General features: G+C 64.2%; 25 protein-coding genes. 18 read left to right on the top strand and 7 right to left on the bottom strand.

The genetic code is table 11. The annotated features are described in order from the left end of the window. Positions 1 to 65: 65 nt before the first annotated feature. The 4 genes from J3454_RS06195 to J3454_RS06180 all read right to left on the bottom strand — a co-directional run bounded on the left by J3454_RS06195 (position 66) and on the right by J3454_RS06180 (position 5277). Complete coding sequence (locus tag J3454_RS06195; RefSeq protein WP_349512866.1) at positions 66 to 1148, bottom strand: phosphotransferase family protein; 1083 nt, start codon at positions 1146 to 1148, stop codon at positions 66 to 68. After that, positions 1148 to 2236: a Zn-dependent alcohol dehydrogenase gene (locus J3454_RS06190; RefSeq protein ID WP_349512865.1), complete on the bottom strand. Its 1089-nt coding sequence runs from the start codon at positions 2234 to 2236 to the stop codon at positions 1148 to 1150. Before J3454_RS06190 ends, J3454_RS06195 begins: the two co-directional genes overlap by 1 nt. Positions 2237 to 2364: 128 nt before the next feature. Further along, a complete protein-coding gene (locus J3454_RS06185; protein ID WP_349512864.1) occupies positions 2365 to 3702 on the bottom strand; it encodes an acyl-CoA dehydrogenase family protein in 1338 nt (445 codons plus the stop codon). A 78-nt stretch (positions 3703 to 3780) separates the two neighbouring features. Continuing rightward, entirely contained in the window at positions 3781 to 5277 is a 1497-nt protein-coding gene (locus J3454_RS06180; protein WP_349512863.1) for an MFS transporter, read from the bottom strand. 214 nt (positions 5278 to 5491) lie between these two features. On the opposite strand from J3454_RS06180, the gene J3454_RS06175 reads away from it, so the two are divergent. From J3454_RS06175 to J3454_RS06150, 6 genes are all read left to right on the top strand, one after another. Beyond that, positions 5492 to 6685 carry an acyl-CoA dehydrogenase family protein gene (locus J3454_RS06175; protein ID WP_349512862.1) on the top strand — a complete coding sequence of 398 codons (1194 nt, stop codon included), beginning with the start codon at positions 5492 to 5494 and terminating at the stop codon, positions 6683 to 6685. Positions 6686 to 6805: 120 nt separating this feature from the next. Next, positions 6806 to 7945 (top strand): acyl-CoA dehydrogenase family protein, encoded by a 1140-nt coding sequence (locus tag J3454_RS06170; RefSeq protein ID WP_349512861.1) that lies wholly within the window; start codon positions 6806 to 6808, stop codon positions 7943 to 7945. A gap of 136 nt (positions 7946 to 8081) precedes the next feature. Next, positions 8082 to 8891, top strand: coding sequence for an SDR family oxidoreductase (locus J3454_RS06165; protein WP_349512860.1), 810 nt, complete (start codon positions 8082 to 8084; stop codon positions 8889 to 8891). A gap of 233 nt (positions 8892 to 9124) precedes the next feature. Then, the gene (locus J3454_RS06160) at positions 9125 to 10402 is read left to right on the top strand and encodes a hypothetical protein (protein WP_349512859.1); all 1278 of its coding nucleotides are present in this window, start codon (positions 9125 to 9127) and stop codon (positions 10400 to 10402) included. After that, the gene (locus J3454_RS06155; RefSeq protein WP_349512858.1) at positions 10399 to 10941 is read left to right on the top strand and encodes a DUF4142 domain-containing protein; all 543 of its coding nucleotides are present in this window, start codon (positions 10399 to 10401) and stop codon (positions 10939 to 10941) included. Before J3454_RS06160 ends, J3454_RS06155 begins: the two co-directional genes overlap by 4 nt. 13 nt (positions 10942 to 10954) lie before the next feature. Then, entirely contained in the window at positions 10955 to 11509 is a 555-nt protein-coding gene (locus tag J3454_RS06150) for a gluconokinase (protein ID WP_349512857.1), read from the top strand. Between the two features lie 18 nt (positions 11510 to 11527). Here J3454_RS06150 and gmk read toward each other — a convergent pair whose 3' ends face one another. From gmk to J3454_RS06135, 3 genes are read right to left on the bottom strand one after another with little or no spacing between them, the layout of a single operon-like run. Beyond that, positions 11528 to 12178, bottom strand: a complete 651-nt coding sequence (gene gmk / locus J3454_RS06145; RefSeq protein WP_349512856.1) for a guanylate kinase — start codon at positions 12176 to 12178, stop codon at positions 11528 to 11530. Between the two features lie 57 nt (positions 12179 to 12235). Beyond that, a complete protein-coding gene (locus J3454_RS06140; RefSeq protein WP_349512855.1) occupies positions 12236 to 12622 on the bottom strand; it encodes a hypothetical protein in 387 nt (128 codons plus the stop codon). Between the two features lie 5 nt (positions 12623 to 12627). Further along, positions 12628 to 13119, bottom strand: a complete 492-nt coding sequence (locus tag J3454_RS06135) for an SspB family protein (RefSeq protein ID WP_296717315.1) — start codon at positions 13117 to 13119, stop codon at positions 12628 to 12630. Positions 13120 to 13247: 128 nt separating this feature from the next. Between J3454_RS06135 and hisB the strand changes: the two genes are divergently transcribed. From hisB to pal, 12 genes are all read left to right on the top strand, one after another. Beyond that, complete coding sequence (hisB, locus tag J3454_RS06130) at positions 13248 to 13856, top strand: imidazoleglycerol-phosphate dehydratase HisB (protein WP_349512854.1); 609 nt, start codon at positions 13248 to 13250, stop codon at positions 13854 to 13856. 116 nt (positions 13857 to 13972) lie between these two features. Then, positions 13973 to 14599: an imidazole glycerol phosphate synthase subunit HisH gene (gene hisH / locus J3454_RS06125; RefSeq protein WP_349512853.1), complete on the top strand. Its 627-nt coding sequence runs from the start codon at positions 13973 to 13975 to the stop codon at positions 14597 to 14599. A 10-nt stretch (positions 14600 to 14609) separates the two neighbouring features. Beyond that, on the top strand, positions 14610 to 15341 hold the full coding sequence (gene hisA, locus J3454_RS06120) for a 1-(5-phosphoribosyl)-5-[(5-phosphoribosylamino)methylideneamino]imidazole-4-carboxamide isomerase (RefSeq protein ID WP_349512852.1): 732 nt from the start codon (positions 14610 to 14612) through the stop codon (positions 15339 to 15341). After that, complete coding sequence (gene hisF / locus J3454_RS06115; protein ID WP_349512851.1) at positions 15338 to 16120, top strand: imidazole glycerol phosphate synthase subunit HisF; 783 nt, start codon at positions 15338 to 15340, stop codon at positions 16118 to 16120. The genes hisA and hisF overlap by 4 nt, the downstream gene beginning before the upstream one ends. Before the next feature lie 121 nt (positions 16121 to 16241). Continuing rightward, positions 16242 to 16559: a phosphoribosyl-ATP diphosphatase gene (locus J3454_RS06110; protein WP_349512850.1), complete on the top strand. Its 318-nt coding sequence runs from the start codon at positions 16242 to 16244 to the stop codon at positions 16557 to 16559. After that, complete coding sequence (locus J3454_RS06105) at positions 16559 to 16939, top strand: histidine triad nucleotide-binding protein (protein WP_349512849.1); 381 nt, start codon at positions 16559 to 16561, stop codon at positions 16937 to 16939. Before J3454_RS06110 ends, J3454_RS06105 begins: the two co-directional genes overlap by 1 nt. A gap of 88 nt (positions 16940 to 17027) precedes the next feature. Further along, positions 17028 to 17477 carry a YbgC/FadM family acyl-CoA thioesterase gene (locus tag J3454_RS06100; RefSeq protein WP_349512848.1) on the top strand — a complete coding sequence of 150 codons (450 nt, stop codon included), beginning with the start codon at positions 17028 to 17030 and terminating at the stop codon, positions 17475 to 17477. Between the two features lie 4 nt (positions 17478 to 17481). Further along, positions 17482 to 18189 carry a protein TolQ gene (gene tolQ / locus J3454_RS06095; RefSeq protein ID WP_349512847.1) on the top strand — a complete coding sequence of 236 codons (708 nt, stop codon included), beginning with the start codon at positions 17482 to 17484 and terminating at the stop codon, positions 18187 to 18189. Positions 18190 to 18334: 145 nt separating this feature from the next. Next, the gene (locus J3454_RS06090) at positions 18335 to 18781 is read left to right on the top strand and encodes an ExbD/TolR family protein (protein ID WP_349512846.1); all 447 of its coding nucleotides are present in this window, start codon (positions 18335 to 18337) and stop codon (positions 18779 to 18781) included. 11 nt (positions 18782 to 18792) lie between these two features. Next, a complete protein-coding gene (tolA, locus tag J3454_RS06085) occupies positions 18793 to 19599 on the top strand; it encodes a cell envelope integrity protein TolA (RefSeq protein WP_349512845.1) in 807 nt (268 codons plus the stop codon). After that, positions 19596 to 21005, top strand: a complete 1410-nt coding sequence (tolB, locus tag J3454_RS06080) for a Tol-Pal system beta propeller repeat protein TolB (protein ID WP_349512844.1) — start codon at positions 19596 to 19598, stop codon at positions 21003 to 21005. Before tolA ends, tolB begins: the two co-directional genes overlap by 4 nt. Positions 21006 to 21052: 47 nt before the next feature. Continuing rightward, entirely contained in the window at positions 21053 to 21571 is a 519-nt protein-coding gene (pal, locus tag J3454_RS06075) for a peptidoglycan-associated lipoprotein Pal (protein WP_349512843.1), read from the top strand. Positions 21572 to 21585: the final 14 nt, after the last annotated feature.

Below are 21585 nucleotides of genomic sequence, written 5' to 3'. Positions count from 1 at the left end.
CCGCAGCCGCTCGCGCGTAGCGCGAAACGCGGCGAGGATGCGGGCCCGGAGGGGCGTGCGAAAAACTACGCTTCCATTCCGGCGGCGAGGGCGAATTCATGGGCCCGTTCGACCAGCGGGCGCACCCGCTCGCTCATGGCCTGAGCGTGGGCGGATGAGGCTGTGCCGTCGATCACGCGCTTCTTGATGCCCTGCATGATCCCGGCCAAGCGGAACAGGTTGTAGGCGAAATACCAGTCCATTGGCGGGACGGGATAGCCGGTGCGCGCGACGTAGCGTTCGACCGCTTCGTCGACCGTGGGAATACCCAGCGCGGCAAGATCCAGCCCCTGCAATCCGGCGCGACCATCGGCAGGCTGGAACCAGTTGAGCATCAGGTAGCTGAAATCGGCCACTGGGTCGCCGAGCGTCGAAAGCTCCCAATCGAGCACCGCGATAATACGGGCTTCGCTCTTGTGGAAGATCACGTTGTCGAGCCGGTAATCGCCATGCACCACGCTGCTTTCGTGCTGCGGCGGGATGGTTTCGGGCAGCCACGCGATCAGCCGCTCCATTTCCGGCATATGTTCGGTTTCGGAGAGCTTGTATTGCTTGGTCCAGCGGGCGATCTGGCGCGCGCAGTAATCGGTCGGCTTGCCGTAGTCGCCAAGGCCGATCTGGTCGGGCTTGTTGAGGTGCAGATCGGCCATGGTGTCGATCAACGCGTGATAATGCGCGCGGCGTTCTTCGGGGGTCAGGCCGGGCAGTGCGCCGTTCCACAAGCTGCGCCCGTCGGCCATGCTCATCACGAAGAACATGGCACCGATCACGTTCGGGTCTTCACACAGCCCATAAGTGCGCGGCACGGGGAAGCCGGTGGGGAACAGGCCGGTCATCGCGGTATATTCGCGGTCGACCGCATGCGCAGAAGGCAGCAGCTTGCCGAACGGCTGGCGGCGCAACACGAAGCTTTGTGCAGACGTGTCGATCCGGTAGGTCGGGTTGGATTGCCCGCCCTTGAACTTGGTGTAGCTGATCGGGCCGGCGAAGCCTTCGACATTGGCTTCGAACCACGCCGTCAGGGCATTCAGATCGAGCGCGTCTCTCTCGGTCACTGCGACGGTGCCGACCATTTCCTTGTCGAAATCGATGTTGGGAGCGTCTGTCATCAGTCGAACACCACCACCGAGCGCGCCGAATGACCGGCGCGCATTGTGTTGAACCCTTCGTTGACCTGATCGAGCGAGATGCGCTCGGCAATGATGGTGTCGAGATCGAGCAGCCCGCGCAGGTAGAAATCGACCAGACGCGGCAGATCGACCGGGAAGTGGTTCATCCCCATGATCGCCCCCATCAGCTTCTTGCCGCCGAGCAGGTCCATCGCGCCAAGCCCGACCTTGCAGTCCAGCGGCATCATGCCGAGGATCACCGCCGTCCCGCCGCGCTTGAGGCTGGCGACCGCGAGATCGGCAGAGGCCTGCCGTCCGACCGCCTCGATTCCCCAATCGACCCCGCCGCCGCTGATCGCGATGATCTGCTTGGCGGCGTCTTCCGCCAGCGCATCGACGGTGTGGGTCGCGCCCAGCACCTTGGCCAGTTCACGCTTTTCAGGCAGCGGATCGGCGGCGATGATCTTGCCCGCGCCCGCAATCCGGGCCGCGTTGATCGCGGCCAGACCCACTCCGCCGCAGCCGACCACCAGCACGGTTTCGCCCGGCGTCACCTTGCAGGCGTTGAAGATCGTGCCCGCCCCGGTCGTCACCGCGCAGCCGAGGACGGCGGCACGATCGAACGGCATGTCCTTGTCGATGGCGACGCAGGCATGTTCGTGGATCAGCATCTGTTCGCTAAGCGCCGAAAGGTTGAGCATCTGCGCAACCGGCGCGCCATCGGTGAAGGTCATGCGCGGCGCATCGCCCTTGGTCCGGCGGGTATCCCCGCCAAGGCACAGCGCCATGCGACCCGTTACGCAGAATTCGCAATGGCCGCAGAAGGCGCTGAGGCAGGAGACGACATGATCGCCCGGTTTCACCGTGCGCACTTCGCTGCCGACCGCACGCACCACACCCGCCGCTTCGTGCCCCGGAATGGCGGGCAGGGCGTGGGGGTAATGGCCGTCGATGAAGTGCAGGTCCGAATGGCACAGCCCGCAGGCCTTGGTGTCGATCAGCACTTCATGCGGGCCGGGATCGGCATAGATGACTTCGGCGATTCTCAGACCCTCGCCGGGGGTTTCAAGTATGGCAGCCTTGGCCATGGGGTTCCTCTTCCCTCGTGTTGGATTGCCGCTCGCGCGGCTCCTACAGGATCGCTGCGTGTAGGGGTTGGGGGCAACCATTCGTTGAAGCCGCCCCCAAGGTGTATTTCATCAACTAACTCGCCCGATCAGCGCGCCACGCCCATGTCGCCCGAGCTGAAGCTTTCGCCATCATTGGCAGCGCGCCCATGATCGCCGCGCAACGCGTTGGCTGTGGGGCCGGGGTTGGGTGCGTGCTTGGCGAATTCCATGCGCGCAATGGAACGCGCGTGGACTTCATCCGGGCCGTCAGCCAGACGCAGGGTGCGCTGGTTGGCGTAGCTGCGAGCAAGTCCGTAGTCGTCGGACACGCCGCCGCCGCCATGCGCCTGAATGGCGTCGTCGATGATCCGCAGCGCCATGTTCGGGGCCTGCACCTTGATCATCGCGATTTCCTGCTTGGCGGCCTTGTTGCCGACCTTGTCCATCATGTCGGCCGCCTTGAGGCAGAGCAGGCGAGTCATGTCGATATCGATGCGGGCGCGTGCAACGCGTTCTTCCCAGACCGAATGCTTGTACACCGGCTTACCGAACGCCTCACGTTCCTGCAGGCGGCGGCACATCTTTTCCAGCGCCACTTCCGCGGCGCCGATGGTGCGCATGCAGTGGTGGATGCGGCCCGGCCCGAGGCGCCCTTGAGCGATCTCGAACCCGCGCCCTTCGCCCAGAAGGATGTTGTCGGCGGGGACGCGCACGTCCTTCATTTCGACTTCCATGTGGCCGTGCGGTGCATCGTCATAGCCGAACACCGGCAGGTGGCGCAGGATGGTCACGCCGGGGGTGTCGATCGGCATCAGGATCTGCGATTGCTGCGCGTGGCGCTGTGCATCGGGATTGGTCTTGCCCATCACGATCGCGATCTTGCAGCGCGGATCGCCGAGGCCCGACGACCACCACTTGCGCCCGTTGATCACGTATTCGTCGCCGTCCCGCTCGATCCGGGTCTCGATGTTGGTCGCATCAGACGAGGCGGTGTTTGGCTCGGTCATCAGGAAGGCCGAACGGATTTCGCCGTTCATCAGCGGGCGCAGCCACTGTTCCTTCTGTTCGCGGGTGCCATAGCGGTGGAACACTTCCATGTTGCCGGTATCGGGCGCGGAGCAGTTGAACACTTCTGACGCCCAGCCGATGCGGCCCATTTCCTCGGCGCACAGCGCATATTCGAGGTTGGTGAGGCCCGGCCCTTCGAATTCGAAGGTATCGTCGACATGGTGATGGCTGTCGTTGCGCGGCGGCATGAACAGGTTCCAGATGCCGGCTTCCTTGGCCTTGGCCTTGGTTTCCTCGACGATCGGAATCACCTTCCAGCGATCGCCCGCGCGGTCCTGTTCGTTGTAAACAGGCACGTTGGGGCGCACATGCGCCGCGATGAAATCGCGCACACGGCCCGACCAGTAGACCTGACGTTCTGTGGGTTCGAAATCCATGGGGGTATTCCTCTCTCGTCTTTGATTGCTTCGAATCTGCGGGTGACCGTGGCAGAGCCTCATGGCTGCGCCAAGCTCTCATTTGTTGGGCGCGGGCACTCCGTCGGCGGCCAGAAATGGCATGTCAGCGGCTGCCGCTACGGCATCGCGGTTGTCCTGTGCCCGGCGTTCGGCCAGCCGATTGATGCGTTCCTCATGCTCTTCGCGGCTGATCGGAAAGCGCGCCAGCCACCAGGCGGAAATCACCGCCAGCAACAGCATGGCGCTGCCATAGGACAGCAGCAGGCTGGTGAGCACACCTTGCGGCACGCTGCCGGGAACGGCATCGGGGGCAAGCTGCGAAAAGCCGATGATCTGTCCGGCAAGGAAAATGCCGGCGCCGGTCGCGCATTTCTGCACCAGCCAGTTGCCCGAATAGAACGATCCTTCCGCGCGCCTGCCGGTGCGTTCTTCGAACGCCTCGACGATTTCGGCGATCATCGAAGTGGCCGACACCAGTGAAATGATCCCAAGGCCGGTTGCAATCATCGCAAAGCCGAAGAACAGCGCTGCCGATGCGGTGCTGCCGGGCACGGGCCAGAACCCCAGCAGCAGCAACGTGTAGGGCACCATCCCCAGCACCGTGCCGACGATCATGCCTAGCCCGGCCGCTTTGGCTTTGCCGAACCGCCGGTGCAGCGGCCCGATGGTCACGAACATCAGCACCACCGCGCCGAGCAAGACCAGCGGAAAGAACATCAGCTGGCCGCGGGTCAGCTGCAAGACGAACAGGTTGATATAATTGGTGATCGAGAAGTTGAGCCCCTGATGGACATAGGCGGCCAGTCCGCCCACCGCGAAGATCAGGAAGGCGCGTTCGGAAAAGGCTTCGCGGATTTCGGCAAACGCGCCCTTGATGGTGAACGGGGCAGGCTTCGTCGCCGGCAGGCGGGCCACCAGCCGGTGTTGGCCGATCGCGGACCCGATCACCGAAACGGCCATCAGGATCGCGCCGAACACGCCGAAAGCGTAATAGCCTTCGCGCTGCAGCAGGCCTTCCGGCCCCGGCATGAACACGGTGTAGGCCAGTACCATCATGCCCAGCCCGCCGATCCATCCGCCCAGTGCGCGATAGCGGAACAAGGTAGTGCGTTCGTCGTAATCGGCGGTGATTTCCGGCACAAGGCTGACCGATGGCACCTCGCACGCCGACAGCAGCACGCGCACGGCAATGGCTATCGCCACCAGCCCGGCGAAACTCGGCGCGTCGCCTGCGGGCGGGCTCCACATGATGACCCACGCAAAGGCGAGCGGGATCGGCGCGGCATAAAGCCACGGCAATCTGCGGCCCCAGCTGGTGTAGGTGCGATCCGACAGGTTGCCCAGAATCGGATCGACCACCGCATCCACCAGCAGCGCAATCAGCAGCGCAAGGCTAACCAGCCCCGCATCCATACCCAGCACCTGATTGTAGAAGATCAGCAGAAAGAACGAAAAACCATTGTCTTTCACGCCGAATGCCACCGCTCCGAAGCCCTGGATCAGCTTCAGCCGCATCGGCAGCTTGCCTGCAATGATGCCCGCACCGCCGCTCACGCGCAGCGGCCTCTGGCGGCTACCAGTCCGGCGATTCCCGGCAATGTCTCTCTCCCGTTTTCGGTTTCGAACCTAGACCGATTGCGCGCGGCGTCAATCGCGTCACCGCTGACGCTACGGCATTGCGGGGCGGGCGAAGAGCGCTTGCAGGCTGTGTGCAAATGACGATAACGTAAGCGTCAAGTGAAAGCATAAGCGAGAGGAGAATCGGCTGATGGCTGATCTGGAAACATTCCGCAGTGAAACGCGTGCGTGGCTGGAGGCAAATTGCCCGGCCGAAATGCGCGAACCGGTCCGCGACGAGGACGACATCTACTGGGGCGGCCGCCGCGCGACCTTCAAGAACGATGCGCAAAAGGCGTGGTTCGAAGCATGTCTGGCTAAGGGCTACACCGTGCCCGCCTGGCCAAAGGAATATGGCGGTGCCGGCCTTTCTCCCGAACAGGCGAAGGTGCTGCGCGAGGAAATGGGCCGCATCAGTGCGCGCCCGCCGCTCAGCAGCTTCGGCATCTGGATGCTCGGCCCGGCGCTGCTGCATTTCGGCACCGAGGGGCAGAAGCAGCGCTTCCTTAATGAAATCGCGCGCGGCGAAATCCGCTGGTGCCAAGGCTATTCCGAACCCGGTTCGGGCAGCGACCTTGTGTCCCTGCAGACCTATGGCGACGACAAGCAAGACCACTGGATCGTCAACGGTCAGAAGGTTTGGACGTCCTATGCCGATCAGGCCGACTGGATCTTCTGCCTCGTCCGCACAGACAAGAACGACAAGTACAAGGGCATCACCTTCATGCTCTACGACATGGCGAGCGAAGGGGTGTCGACCAAGCCGATTCTGCTGATCAGCGGCAATTCGCCGTTCTGCGAAACCTTCTTCGACAATGTGAAGGTGCCCAAGTCCTACGGCGAGGATATTCCCGCCTACGTGGGCCAGATCAATCGCGGCTGGGACGTCGCCAAATACCTGCTCGGCCACGAACGCGAGATGATCTCAGGCGCGGGCGGCGGGGATCGCACCGCAGCAATCGGCGCAGCGATGAAGCGCGCATCGGCCCGCACCGGCGACGAGGTGGATCCGGTTCTGCGCGCCGAACTCGCGATGTTCGATGTCGATGCGCTGGCCTACACCGCGATGGGCGAGAAGTTCCTCGATGAGATCAAGGTCGGCAAGGCGCATCCCGCTCAGCCCAACATGATGAAATATGTCGGCACCGAACTGAACAAGCGCCGCCATGAATTGATGATGGCGGTCGGCGGCTCGCGCAGCCTCGAATGGGAGAGCGAGGACACCGGCGGCGGCAAACCGGCCCGTGGCTGGCTGCGGACCAAGGCCAATTCGATCGAGGGCGGCACCAGCGAGGTGATGCTCAACGTGATCGCAAAGCGCATTCTGGATCTGCCGGGCGCCTGATTTAGAAACCCGCGCCTCGCCGGGCTTGACCCGGGGCTCCGCTTCTTTTGCGGCAGGGCACGAATGCAGCGGGATCCCGGGTCAAGCCCGGGAAGACGAACAATTGGAGAGGGAAAACCAATGCCCCTGTATCATAACGACGATCAGGCGATGCTGGCCGACACCGCGCGCGGCTTCATCGCTGAAGAAGGCAACATTGCCAAACAACTGCGCCACTGGCGCGACCGCGATTGCAGGGACGGCTTCGGCCACGGCTTGTGGAAGCAGATGGCCGAAATGGGTTTCACCGGGATGCTGGTGAGCGAAGCCGACGGCGGGCTGGGCATGGGCCATGTCGAGGCCGGGATTGTGCTCGAAGAAATCGGCCGCAATCTTACGCCGTCGCCGTTCCTCACTTCGTCGGTGCTGGCCGCGACTGCGCTGAACCACGGTTCGGACGACATCAAGGGCCGCTATCTGCCCGGCCTGATTGCAGGCGATCACGTGTTCGCGGTTGCGATCGACGAGACAGCCAAGCACCGCCCGAGCCGCATCGCCACCCGCGCCGAGAAGTCGGGCAACGGGTTCCGCCTGACCGGCTCGAAAAGCTTCGTCATTCAGGGTGCCAGCGCCGACATGATCGTGGTCGCGGCGCGCACCTCGGGCGCGGACGACGATGCGGAAGGGATCACCCTTTTTGCCGTGCCCAAGGACGCTGCCGGCATAAGTCATGACGCCGTGCGGCTGGTGGATAGCTCGATGGCGACCCACACCCGCTTCGACGGTGTCGAACTCGATGGCGATGCCGTGATCGGCGAGATCGACGGCGGGCGCGCGGTGCTCGATGCGATGCTGTTGGCGGGCCGGGTCGGTGCGGCAGCCGAAGGTGTCGGCGTTGCTAGCGGGGCGATGGACATGACGGTCGATTACCTCAAGCAGCGCAAGCAGTTCGGCAAGCTGATCGGCGAGTTTCAGGCGCTCCAGCACCGCGCCAGCCACCTCTATTCCGAAGTCGAGATTGCCCGCGCCGTGACGATCAAGGCGCAGCAATTGCTCGATGCGGGCAGCCAGCAGGCCGATCTGATGGCCAGCGTCGCCAAGGCCAAGATCGCCAAGACCGCGCGCCTTGCGGTGCAGGAAGGCGTGCAGATGCATGGCGGCATCGGCATGACCGATGAATACGACATCGGCCTCTACATGAAGCGCGACCGCGCTCTGGCCGAATTTCTGGGCGATGCCTATTTCCACGCGAACCGCGTGGCGACCTTGAGCGGGTATTGATCTACCTGGCCCCTCCCGCTTGCGGGAGGGGAGCGAGACTTGCCAGCTTGCTGGCTAGTCGCAGCAGGGTGGGCCTCGGGCGGCCCATTCCCACCCCAACCCCTCCCGCAGGCGGGAGGGGAGCATGGAGAGAAACATGGACATTCAATCACTTTTCAGCCTCGAAGGGCGCATCGCCTTGGTTACCGGCGGCAGCCGCGGCATCGGCAAGATGTTCGTTGAAGGCTTGCTCGCGGCAGGTTGCGCGCGGGTCTATATCTCGGCGCGCAAGGTCGAGCAGATGCAGGCGACCATCGACGAATTCGGCGCCGACCGGGTCATCGGCATCCCCGCCGATCTCAGCCAGATGGACGGCATGGTCGCGCTCGCCGACGAAATGAAGGCGCGTGAGAGCCGGCTCGATATCCTCATCAACAATGCCGGGGCGGCATGGGGCCAGCCCTACCTCGAATTCAACGAGGCCGGGTGGCACCGGACGATGGATCTGAACGTAAAGACCCCGTTCTTCCTCACCCAGAAGCTCCACGACCTGCTGGTCGCGGGCGGCAAGGCCGGACACCCGGCCAAGGTCATCCACGTGTCCTCGATCGACGGGCAGCGGATCAACCCGTGGGAAACCTACGCCTATCAGGCTTCCAAGGCCGCGGTGATCCAGTTGACGCGGCGCATGGCGGCGCGGCTGATCCAGGACAATATCGTAGTCACCTCGATCGCGCCGGGAGCTTTCCCGTCCGAGATGAACAAGGCCGCCAAGGACGCCCCCGACGCCAGCGCATCGGGTATCCCGGCCAAGCGCATCGGCACTGCCGAAGACATGGCCGCTGCCGCGATCTACCTGTGCAGCCGCGCGGGCGATTATGTGGTCGGCGACACGCTGACGGTGGACGGCGGCGTGGTCAACGCGCTGCTGCCGAATCATTTCGCCGATCCGGGCGGCAAGGGCTGAGCCTTTCGCCATACGATCCTACATGGGCCGTCGGAGCGATCCGGCGGCCCTATTCGTTCGCGCGTCATGCGACCTTTGCGCCTCGCCACCGCAGCAATCGGGCTTGGTCGGTTCACGCTCCGCCGCACCCACGCCGACTCTAATCAAACAAGTTAGGGCCGCACACCGCCGGCCGGGTCACATCGTCTCCGTCACGCGCCCCCAAGAGACAGATCATACCCCCGGAGAGAACCATGGCATTCAACCCCCTCAGCGAAAAAGGCATCCCGCTGGATCGCCAGTTGCGCAGCTGGTCCGAACTTGCGGTGGAGCCTTACCGCACCGAAGATGTGCATCCCTATACCCGCTGCCGCGTGATCCTGATGAACGGCATCGAGGTCGAAGCGATCATGAATTCGCACAACGCCGCGCGCCGCACTGCCGACAGCGGGATCAAGCAGGCGCTCGCCATGGTCCGGCGTGTCGAACAGCAGCAGCAAAAGGCCGTCAACTGGCTGATCCCCGGCAGCGAGAGCAGCATTGCCAACACCATCGGCTATGAACAGGTCGCCGTCGATCTTACCTCGTGGATCGCCCGTCACGAGCCTGATCCCTACCTCAAGCAGGTCTACGAATTCGGCGTGCTGGAGGATTACGACCACCTCTATCGCTACGCCAACCTGATGGACCTGATGGGCGAACGCCGCAAAGCCGAGGCGATCACCGGCGACCTCACCGAAATCCTGCCGGGCCGCCCGACGATCTTCCAGCACCGCGACCCGCATGACGAACTGCGCCGCCCGATGACGGTGGAAGCGGCAAGCGTGCAGTCGATCCTGAACGCGCTGACCGTGCTTTCGGCCGAGCAGCAGACGATGAACTTCTACATGACGGTCGGCAACCGGCCCGAACACCCGCTTGCCCGCGCGCTGTATCAGGAGATCGCAATGATCGAGGAGCAGCACGTCACCCACTACGAATCGATTCTCGATCCGATGACGCCCGAAATGCTCAACTGGGTGCTCCACGAATACAACGAATGCTGGCTCTACTGGTCGGCTTGCGAGACCGAGACCGATCCGCGCATTCGCGGCATCTGGGAACTGCACCTCGCGATGGAGCTCGAACACCTTCGGGTGGCGTGCGACGGGCTGAAGGCGGTGCACGGGCTGGATGCGGCGGATTTCTTCCCCAAGGGCGGGATCGACAACCCGATGACTTTCGAGCCGAACAAGGAGTATGTGCGCGACGTGCTCGACCGGACGGTCGACTGGACCAGCTGGGACAGCGAATTCGTGCCCATCAACGATCTGCCGCAGGGCCACCGCTTCTTCGACTACCAGCATCAGGTCAACGAAGGCAGCGTGCCGAGCGAGGACGTGATCGCCGCACACCGCAGCGAGTTCAGCCAGGAATACCGCTTCGCCACCGAAGGCGACCACCCGATCATCGCCCTGCGCGACAGCGGAACGGGCGAGAATACCGAATATGCCAAGGCCGAACAGCAGGCCCGCAGGGAGTTTGCAGAATGACCGAGCAACACGGAACGCTCCGCCACACGATGGACAAGGCCAGCGATGTGATGGGCGGGATGATGGGCCGCGCCAAGGCCAAGACCGCCGGCGCTACCTCCACGGCCGCCTTCATCGAGAACGCCACGATCGGCAATCGCTACGAGATCGAGGCGGCGCAGATCGCGCTGAAACGCAGCCGTTCGGAAGGGGTGCGTGCGGCGGCGCAGAAGATGATCGTCGATCACACCGCCATGACGCACCAGATGCACTCGGCGCTGCGGATGAACGAGACCGCGGGCGCGCCGCTGCCGCCAGAGAACCTCGACACCCGCCGCGCCAAGCTGATCGAACATCTCGAAACCGCGCCCGATGACGCCTTCGACAAGACCTATCTCGATCAGCAGGTGCTGGCCCACAAGGAAACCCACGACCTGCTGTCGGGTTTTGCGCAAAGCGGCGACAACCCGCAGTTGCGCTCGCTCGCGGCGGCATCGGACCCGGTGGTGCTGCGGCATCTTGCGGTCATGGAACGGCTGAGAGCGGGCGACGGCGGCTAGCATCCCTGCGACATTGGCAGACCTGCGCGATCCTGCGGAGCAATCCGTCGCTCCGCCGATCATCGTGGCGATGGGAATCTCGGGTTCGGGCAAGACCACGCTGGCCCGCGGGCTTGCAGCGCACCTGCAATGGCCGTTCGTCGAAGGCGACGACCTCCACCCGTCCGCAAACATCGACAGAATGCGCCGCGGCCTGCCGCTACGGGACGAGGATCGGGTCCCTTGGCTGAATGCCGTCGCCGGGCAAATCGCAGAATGGCGCCGCGCTGCAAGTCCGGGCGTCCTCAGTTGCTCCGCCCTGAAACGCGGTTACCGCAATGTGCTTCGACAGGCTGCCCCGAAGAACCTGCGGTTCGTTCACCTCGACATCAGCCCCGACGAGGCGCGCAGGCGGGTGCGAGGGCGGGCAGGCCATTACATGCCGGAAGCGCTTGTGGAGAGCCAGATCGCCGCATTGGAGAAGCCCGCCGAGGAGCAGGACGTGCTGATCCTCGATGCGACCTTGCCGACCCACGAAACGATCGTGCGGATTGTCTCGCGGTACATTGGCAGCGCATCATCGCCTTAGGCCAGGGCCGATGGCAGCCTAGCCCATCAAACCGCGCACGAACGGGATCAGCCCGGTCTGGCGGGCGCGCTTCATACGTTCGGCCTCCAGAATTGCATGAACCTTGGCAAAGCATTCGCGCACGTTGTCGTTGATGATGACGTAGTCATAGCCGTCCCAGTGGCTAATTTCGGCGCGGGCGCGTTCCATGCGGGCGGCGATCACCTCGACGCTGTCGGTCGCGCGGCCGGCAAGGCGGCGGTGGAGTTCGTCGATCGAAGGGGGCAGGATGAACACCCGCACCACGTCCTGCTGGTCTTTCTGGTACAGCTGCTGGGTGCCCTGCCAGTCAATATCGAACAGGAAGTCCTGCCCGTCCTTCAGCGCGGTGCGGATCGCGCCCTTGGGCGTGCCATAGCGGTGGCCGAACACCTCGGCCCATTCGTAGAAATCGTCTTCCTCGATCATCCGGTCGAAATGTTCGGGCGTGACGAAGTGGTAATGCACCCCGTCGATCTCTCCGGCGCGCGGCGGGCGGGTGGTGGCCGAGACCGACAGCCTGATCTCGCTATCGGCGGCGAGCAGCATCTTCGACAGGGTCGTCTTCCCCGCGCCCGATGGCGAGGACAGGATGAACATCAGGCCCCGGCGGTGGAGCGTGTCGTCTGCGTGGTGTGAAGTTTCGCCCATAGTCCCCGTTGCACCAACACAGGCGCACAAATCAAGGGCGCGCGGGTGAATGCACGGTCAGGATTCGGCGTCGGGCGTGGTTCCGGTTGTCTTTCGGGCGCGGCGCTTGGATTGAACCCGCTTGCCGCGATCATAAAGCACCTTGGCCGCCAGCCCGCCCGCGACCACCGCCAGCCCGACCGGCGAGCGGGTGGCAAGTCGGCTCGCTCCCCACAGTGCGACCGTGCTCATAACCCCGCGGTTCTCGACCAGCCGTTTTGCATTGTCGGAACCGATTTGGCCGGTGAGAAGCCCCTTTTCGAGCCGCTTGCGAAGCAGCAGGTTCGCCCCGCGCAGCACGACATCGGCGATCATCAGATTGGTGGCCGGATCGGGCGAGGGCAACCGCGATTCGCCGGATTTTTCGGCGTCGGTGCGCTTGGTCGAGATCCTCCGTCGCACCATCGCGCCTACTTCTTCCTTCCGAAATCGACGCTGACGACGTTGGACCCGTCCCCATCGCCGTCACCATCGGGCTCGGAACCGTCATTCTCGGCGATCTCATGCGCCTCGGGAGCCAGTTCATCGACCGCAGCCTGGAATTGCAGCCCGAAATCGACTGCCGGATCGACGAAGGCGGTGATTGCGGCAAAGGGAATCACCAGCTTGGCGGGCACCTGATTGAAGGTGAGGCTGACGGTGAACCCTTGCGCGCCGACTTCGAGATCCCAGAACTTGTTCTGCAGCACGATCGTCATCTCGTCGGGGAAACGTTCACGCAGATGCGGCGGCACCGACACGCCCGGCGCGCCGGTTTTGAAGGTGATGTAGAAATGGTGCGCACCCGGCAAGGTCGCGCCGCGATTGACGATCGAACCCAGCACCCGGCCGACCACGGCGCGCAGGGCTTCCTGCACGATCTCGTCGTAGGGGATCAGGCTATCGGGCGTTTCGGTGCTCATACAGCTTGAATCGTGGCGAGGCGCGCGGGGTTGGTCAAGCCTTTCCGGCGTTCGCCGCGCGATTGACCGGGAATCTACGGCGAGGCGAATGCTTGTCAGCGCCGCCGAGACGACTATAGCGCCGGGGCATGGCCAGCACTCCTTCCCGCACCGGCTCGGTAGAGCGCAACACCACCGAAACAAGGATCGCGATTGCCGTCGATCTCGATGGGACGGGCGCATATGATGTGTCGACCGGGATCGGCTTTCTCGATCACATGGTCGAACAGTTCAGCCGCCATTCGCTGATCGACGTGACGATGAAGGTCGCAGGCGATCTGCATGTCGACCAGCACCACACGACCGAGGATTCGGCCATCGCGCTGGGGCAGGCGATTGCGCAGGCGCTGGGCGACAAGGCCGGGATCGGGCGTTACGGCGCGGCCTATTCGCCGATGGACGAGACGCTTTCGCGCGTGGCGCTGGATATTTCCGGGCGGCCCTTCATCGTGTGGAAGGCGGGCTTCACGCAGGAACGCTTAGGCGAATGGGATACCGAGCTGATCGAGCACTGGTTCCATTCGGTGGCGCAGGCGGCGGGGATCACGCTGCATATCGAACTGCTTTACGGCACCAACAACCACCACATCTGCGAAAGCATCTACAAGGGCTTTGCCCGCGCGATGCGGCAGGCGGTGGAACGCGACCCGCGCAAAGGCGGGGCGATTCCGAGCACCAAGGGGCAGTTGGGTGGGTGAGCACAGCCATCCGGCTGCGAAGCAGCCGCAAGGCCGACTGGCCGCCCGCAGCGGGCGCAGCTTAGCTGCGCGCAGAGCGAGGACCGCGCGCCCGGAGGGGCGTGCGGAAAACAAGAATGGCTGAGGTGGTCGCCTTGGTCGATTACGGCGCGGGCAACCTTCACTCGGTTAACAATGCGCTCAAGGCGGCGGGGGCTAGCGTCACCGTTACAGCCGATCCTTACGTGGTGCGCGCAGCGGATCGCATAGTCCTGCCCGGTGTCGGCAGCTTCAAATCCTGCGCCGAAGGGCTGCGCGCCATCCCGCATATGGTCGAGGCGATGACCGAGCGGGTGCAGATCGGCGGCGCGCCGTTCCTCGGCATCTGCGTCGGGATGCAATTGCTCGCGACTCGCGGGCTGGAGCATGGCGAGACGCCGGGGCTTGGCTGGATTGCGGGCGAGGTGCGGCTGATCGAACCGACCGATGCGAGCATCAAGGTGCCGCACATGGGTTGGAACGATGTCGCTGTCCTGCCCCACGCCAAGGATCATGAAGTCATTGAGGAGGGCGAGGCCTATTTCCTCCATTCCTATCACTTCGCTGCGACAAATGGCGCGGATATCGCAGCCATGACCGACCACGGCGAGGGGCTGGTCGCAGCGGTCGCGCGCGGCAATATCCTTGGCGTGCAGTTTCACCCGGAAAAGAGCCAGGCTTACGGGCTTGCGACGCTCCGGCGCTTTCTGGAGTGGTTCCCATGAAGGATTTGGCATGATCGTCTTCCCAGCCATCGACCTGAAGAACGGTCAGGTCGTACGCCTTGCCGAAGGCGATATGGACCGCGCCACGATCTACGGCGACAATCCCGCCGCACAGGCGCTGATCTTCGCTGAAGCGGGGGCCGAACACCTGCACGTTGTCGATCTCGACGGCAGCTTCGCGGGCGAAAGCCGCAACCGCGCGGCGGTGGAAGGGATCATCGAAGCCTTTCCCGGCTATGTCCAACTGGGCGGCGGTATCCGCGATGCAGCGGCGGTCGAAGGCTGGTTCAACCTCGGCGTGGCGCGGGTGGTGATGGGTTCTGCCGCGCTCAAGAACCCCGAATTCGTGAAAGAGATGGCCCGCGAATGGGAAGGCGGCATCGTCGTCGCGGTGGATGCGAAGGACGGGATGGTCGCGACCGAGGGCTGGGCCGAAGTATCCGACGTTCCCGTGGTCGATCTCGCCCGCCGGTTCGAGGATGCGGGCGTCGCCAGCGTGCTGTTTACCGATATCGGGCGGGACGGCTTGCTGAAAGGCGTGAATATCGAAGCGACCGTCGATCTGGCCCGCCGCGTGGACATCCCGGTGATTGCCAGCGGCGGGGTCAAGGGGCTGGACGATATCCATATGCTCTCGCTCCACGCGCATGAGGGGATCGAGGGCGTTATTACCGGTCGGGCGCTGTATGAAGGGCGGCTCGATCTGGCGGCGGCGATTGCGATGGGGGCGCGGGCTGAATGACCGTCCGCATCCGTGTCATCCCCTGCCTCGACGTGGCCGATGGCCGCGTGGTCAAGGGCGTCAATTTCGTCGATCTCAAGGACGCGGGCGATCCGGTCGAACAGGCGCGCGCCTATGATGCGGCGGGGGCGGACGAGCTGTGTTTTCTCGACATCTCCGCCAGCCACGAAGGGCGCGGCACGCTGCTCGACATGGTGCGGCGCACGGCGGAGGTGTGCTTCATGCCGCTGACCGTCGGCGGCGGGGTGCGCAGCCCCGAGGATGCGCGCGCGCTGTTGCTGGCGGGCGCGGACAAGGTCGCGGTGAACTCCGCAGCGGTTGCCCGGCCCGAACTGGTGGGCGAGATCGCCGCGCGCTTTGGCAGCCAATGCGTCGTCGCCAGCGTGGACGCGCGCCGCGTGGTGCCGACCACCGGCGAGGAAGCGCCCAAGTGGGAAATCTTCACTCACGGCGGACGCAAGCCGACCGGGATCGATGCGATCGAATACGCCATGAAGGTGGCGGAACTGGGCGCAGGCGAACTGCTCGTCACCTCGATGGACGGGGACGGCACGAAAGCCGGCTACGACCTCGATCTGACCCGCACCATCGCGGACCGGGTCAGCGTGCCGGTGATCGCCAGCGGCGGTGTCGGGAACCTCGATCACCTTGTCGACGGGGTGCGCCACGGCCACGCCAGCGCCGTGCTTGCCGCGAGCATCTTTCACTTCGGCACTCACACCATCGCCGAGGCGCACAAGGCGCTCCGCGATGCCGGCCTTCCGGCCCGGGGGATATGACGCTTGCCCGCGCGCGGTTGAAATATCGTCATTGCGAGCGTAGCGAAGCAATCCAGAGCGGCTCGTGAGGCGCTCTGGATTGCCGCGCGCCTGCGGCGCTCGCAATGACGAGAGTTGATCCGTGTCAGACACCCTTTCCCGCCTCGAAGCCACCATCGCCCAGCGCCTGACTGGATCGCCGGAGGACAGCTATGTGGCGAAGCTTCACGCCAAGGGGATCAAGAAAATCGCCCAGAAGCTCGGCGAGGAAGCCACCGAGGCGGTGATCGCCGCGCTTGCCGGGGACGAGGCCGAACTGGTGGGCGAGGCGGCGGATGTTCTGTTTCACCTGCTGGTGCTGCTCGCCGAAAAGGGCGTAAAGCTCGAACAGGTCTTTGCCGAACTTGACCGCCGCGAAGGCACTTCGGGCCTCGCCGAAAAAGCTGCACGGAGCGAATGATGCCGATCGATGCGACCTTGCCGTATGATGACACCAACATCTTCGCCAAAATCCTGCGCGGGGAAATTCCGTCGAGCAAGGTCTATGAGGATGACTGGGCCTTCGCCTTCGAGGACATCAGCCCGCAGGCGGAAATCCACACGCTGGTGATCCCCAAGGGCCGCTATGTCAGCTGGGACGATTTCTCCGCCAAGGCCTCCGACGCCGAGATCGCCGGGTTCATCCGTGCGGTGGGCGAAGTGGCGCGGGCGAAGGGGCTGGTCGAGCCCGGTTACCGCCTGCTCGCCAACATCGGCGCGCATGGCGGGCAGGAAGTGCCACATCTTCACGTCCATATTTTCGGCGGCCAGCCCTTGGGGCCGATGATTAGCAAGCGCTGAGGCATCGCGCCCTTATTCCACTGCCGTTCATCGACAAAAAACCACACTCGGCTTTGCAGCGATTCCCCGCTGCGCTAGGTGGCGCGTGATGATCTCTCCCAATCCTCCCGGCGGCATTCTCGAAGGAGCGCGGCATCTTTATGCGGTGCGGGTCTATTACGAGGACACCGATCTGTCGGGGATCACCTACCACGCCAACTACCTGCGATGGTTCGAGCGCGCCCGCAGTGATCTGCTGCGGCTGCTCGGCATCGACCAGCGCCAAGCCATCGAGAGCGGGGAAGGCGCCTATGCGCTGTCCGACGTGAACCTCAAATATCTGCGCCCGGCCAAGCTGGACGATGATGTGGTGATCGAAACCCGCTGTACCGAACTCGGTGCGGCATCGTGCCGGATGCACCAGATTGCGCGGCGTGGGGACGATATCCTGTGCGAGGCGAACCTGCGGGTCGGCTTCATCACCTTGGATGGCCGCCCGCGCCGTCAGCCCGCCGCATGGCGCACCGCCTTCCAGACTTTCATGAACGAGGAAACCTGAACCCGTGACGCTCGCCCTCTCCAGCGCCGCCGGTGCGGCCCCTGTGGCCACCCGGCTCGACCCGCTCGAACTGTTCCTGCAGGCCGACATCATCGTTCAGGCGGTGATGCTGGGCCTGATCGTGGCCAGCATCTGGGTATGGATGATCATCGTGTCCTTCTCCCTGCGGATCGGCAAGCTCGACAAGGCCTCGCGCGAATATGAGGGCGTGTTCTGGGAGGATCGTGACACGAACGCGCTGGTCGGCAAGCAGCATCGCAAGGAAGTGCCCGCCGCCCGCGTGGTCGGCGCGGGGCTGGACGAATGGAAGAAATCCACCGCCAAACAGCCGGTCGACCGCGAGGCGACCCGCCAGCGCATCGGCGCGGCGATGGAAAGCCAGGTCGCCGAAGAAGCGGACGAATTGGCCGGGCGGTTGAACTTCCTCGCCACGGTCGGATCGGTCGCGCCCTTTGTCGGCCTGTTCGGCACGGTGTGGGGGATCATGAACAGCTTCTTCCAGATCGGCGCGCAGCAAAGCGCCAGCCTTGCTGTGGTCGCCCCCGGCATCGCCGAAGCGCTGTTCGCCACTGCCATCGGGTTGTTTGCAGCCATCCCGGCGGTGATTGCCTATAACCGCTTCTCGGGCGCGGTGAACGTGTACGAAGCCAAGCTGCAACGTTTCGCCGACAAGGTCCACGCCGGGCTGAGCCGCGAGTTGGATCGGGTGTGATGGAGTTTTTTGTTTTCCGCACGCGCGTCCGGGCGCGCGAAATCCTCGCTCATGCGACCTTGCGGTCGCGTCGCTGCGGGCGGGCGGTCGCCCTTGCGGCGGCTGCGCCGCCGTTGGGTGCCACACGCAACGGGAGTGCTGACTGATGGCGATGGGTGTCGCCTCCTCCTCCCGCCGCAGAGGCACCAAGCGCACGCGGCGCGCCGCGATGGCCGAGATCAACGTCACCCCGCTGGTGGACGTGATGCTGGTGTTGCTGATCATCTTCATGGTCACGGTAACGCTGCCTGCGGTCGGCGTGCCGGTGGAATTGCCCGAAAGCCGCGCTGCGGCAGTCGAGGAGCAGCCGGACCAGATCACCATCTCCATCGACCGGGCGGGCGTGATCTATATCGAGGATGAGGCCGTGTCGGCAGGCGCCTTTCCCGAGGCGCTCGAATCGCTCGACCGCGGCGGCGAGCAACCGCTGGTCGTGCTGCGCGGCGACCGCAGCCTCGATTACGGCAGGGTGATGCAGGTTATGGGCGAGTTGGGCCGGGCGGGCTTTACGTCGATCTCGCTGGTCACCGACGGTTCAGTTTCACCGCCATAACCGGGACGACAATGGGAGCAATCGCATTCCGAAACGAGGAAAAGGTCGGCCTTGCCGCAGCATTGGTGCTGCACGGCGCGCTCGTGGCGGTGCTATTGATGCAGGCGGTGCGTAGCGAAGTGTCGGTGTTTCCCGAACGGATGACGGTGAGCCTTGCGACCGAAGTGGGGCTGGAGGCCGCCTCGCCCGATCCGGTGGCCGAAAGCCGCGCTGCGATTGCTCCGACGCTGGCCGATGATCCCGCGCCTGCGCCTGACTCCGCCGAGCGTGCGGAGCGTGCCGCGCCCACGCCGCCGCCCACTCAGCGCACCGCCCGCACCGCTGCCACCCAGCCCACCCGTGACCGATCGCGTCCTGACCGCGCGCCCTCCAAACCTGCCGCAACCCCGGCCAAGGCGGCGGAGCGGAGCGGTGGGAGCCTGATCGGGGACGATTTTCTCGCCGGGGCCGGATCTTCGACAACTACCACGGAAACCCGCCCACCTGCCTCGCAGATTGGGGCAAGTGCCAAGGCTTCCATCGGTCAGGCACTCGCCCGACAGGTGAAGCCACACTGGACGGCGCCGCAGGGAGTGGACGTTGACCAACTGGTGACTTTGGTCGATTTTGATTTGAACGAGGATGGTAGCCTTAAAGGCCGTCCCCGTTTGCGCAGCCAGAGCGGCGTCAGTGATTCCAACCGCGCACAGGCTGCACGCCATGCAGAAAATGCGATCCGCGCAGTCCAGCTTGCTGCACCGTTCGATTTGCCCGCTGAATATTACGAGGCTTGGAAGACCGTCCGAGGTGCTCGGTTTGATAGGAATACATCACGATGAAACTCCCCTTGTTTGCCGCCCTGATGTTTACAGCAGCGCTTCCCGCATTGGCGGTCGCGCAGGATCTCGGCGCGCCGATTGGTGAAGATGGTTCGGTTGAAACCACTACCACCGAAGCTTCGGAGGCTCAGGCGGATGAGGGGATTTCCTTTACCGTCACCGATGAATCCGCATGGTCGGACATCGGCATCGCCATTCCCGCCTTCGCCACCGATCGTGAACGGCCCACGCCCGCCAATGCGGACGGCACCGGCGCGCTGGGGCGTGAGATTGCGCGGGTCATCACCGCCAACCTGCGCAACAACGGGTTGTTCAAGCCGGTCGGCCCCGACAGCCTCCCGCAGCCCAGCTTCACCCAGATCACCGCACCCGCGTTCAGCACATGGAGCGGACGCAGCGCGGAAATGCTGGTGCACGGCTATGTCCGCGCGCGTGACGATGGCAAGCTGGTGGTCGGCTGTTACCTTTACGACGTCGCTCTGCAGGACGAGCTGGTGCGCGAAGGCTGGGTGGTCGGCCCCGCCGATTGGCGGCGCGCGGCACACAAGTGTTCGGACCTGATCTTTGCGCGCCTCACCGGCGAAAGCCCGTTCTTCGACAGCCGCATCGCCTATATCGCCGAAACCGGGCCGAAGGACCGCCGGGTAAAGCGGCTCGCGGTGATGGACAGCGACGGGGCCAACCACCGCTTCCTGACGCTGGGCAGCGCGACCGCGCTCACCCCGCGCTATTCGCCCGATTATTCGAAGATCCTGTATCTCAGCTATGTCGACGGCAATCCCCGCATCTATGTCTATGACATTGGCAGCGGAAAGCAGACGCTGGTGACCGAAAACCGCAATCCCACCATCGCCCCGCGCTGGTCGCCCGATGGCCAGTCGATCCTCTATTCGATGGCGGTCGCGGGCAATACCGACATCTACCGTGTCCCGGCGACCGGCGGGCAAAGCGTGCGATTGACCAGCAATCCCGGCATCGACGTGGGCGGATCATACTCGCCCGATGGCCGCAAGATCGTGTTCGAAAGCGACCGTTCGGGCAGCCAGCAATGCTATGTGATGGATGCCGATGGTTCCAACCAGAAGCGCATCAGCTTTTTCGGCGGGCGCTGCGCCACGCCCGAATGGAGCCCGCGCGGGGATCAGATCGCCTTCACCCGCATCGCCGGGGATTTCAACGTCGCGGTGATGAACACCGGCGGCGGCAATATGCGCGTGTTGACCCGCGGCTGGCAGGACGAAGCGCCGACATGGGCGCCCAATGGCCGCATCATCCAGTTCTTCCGCACCGAGAAGAATACCGGCCGCTCGGGCATCTGGCAGGTCGATCTGACCGGTGAGAACGAGCGCCGCCTGCCGACCCCGGTCGACGCGTCCGACCCCGCGTGGGGACCGATCCGTCCGTGACGCGACGTCACCTGTCTGATAGACTTCATTTGAAAGGAAAAAGAGCGATGAACACGAAAATTGCCACGATCCTGCTGCTGGCTTCGGCCACGACCCTTGCTGCCTGCGCCAAGAAGGCGCCCGAGCAGCTGCCGCCGCCGCCGGCCGTAACCGCGCAGACAACCCAACCGACCCCGCAGGTGCAGCCCACCGGCCCGCAAGTCGGCTCGCAGCAGCATTTCGCCGGTGCGGTCGGATCTGCGACAACGATCTATTTCGACACGGATCGCTACGACATCGATTCGCAGGATGCCGCCGCATTGCAGGCGCAGGCGCAGTATTTCGCGCGCTATCCGCAAGTCACCTTCACCATCGAAGGCCATGCCGACGAGCGCGGCACGCGTGAATACAACCTCGCTTTGGGGGAACGCCGGGCGGATTCGGCCAGGAACTTCCTCGTCAGCCTCGGCGTCGATCCGGGCCGGATTGCGGTGGTGAGCTATGGTAAGGAGCGTCCGACGGCGCTGGCATCGAACGAAAGCGCGTGGGCGCAGAACCGCCGCGCGGCATCTGTTATCATCAATTAAACGCTGAAATCAGG

The organism is Erythrobacter sp. NFXS35 (genome assembly GCF_040148725.1).
GTDB lineage: Bacteria > Pseudomonadota > Alphaproteobacteria > Sphingomonadales > Sphingomonadaceae > Erythrobacter.
The sequence above is the reverse complement of the archived record's forward strand: the minus strand, read 5'-3'. Positions and strand labels throughout refer to the sequence as shown.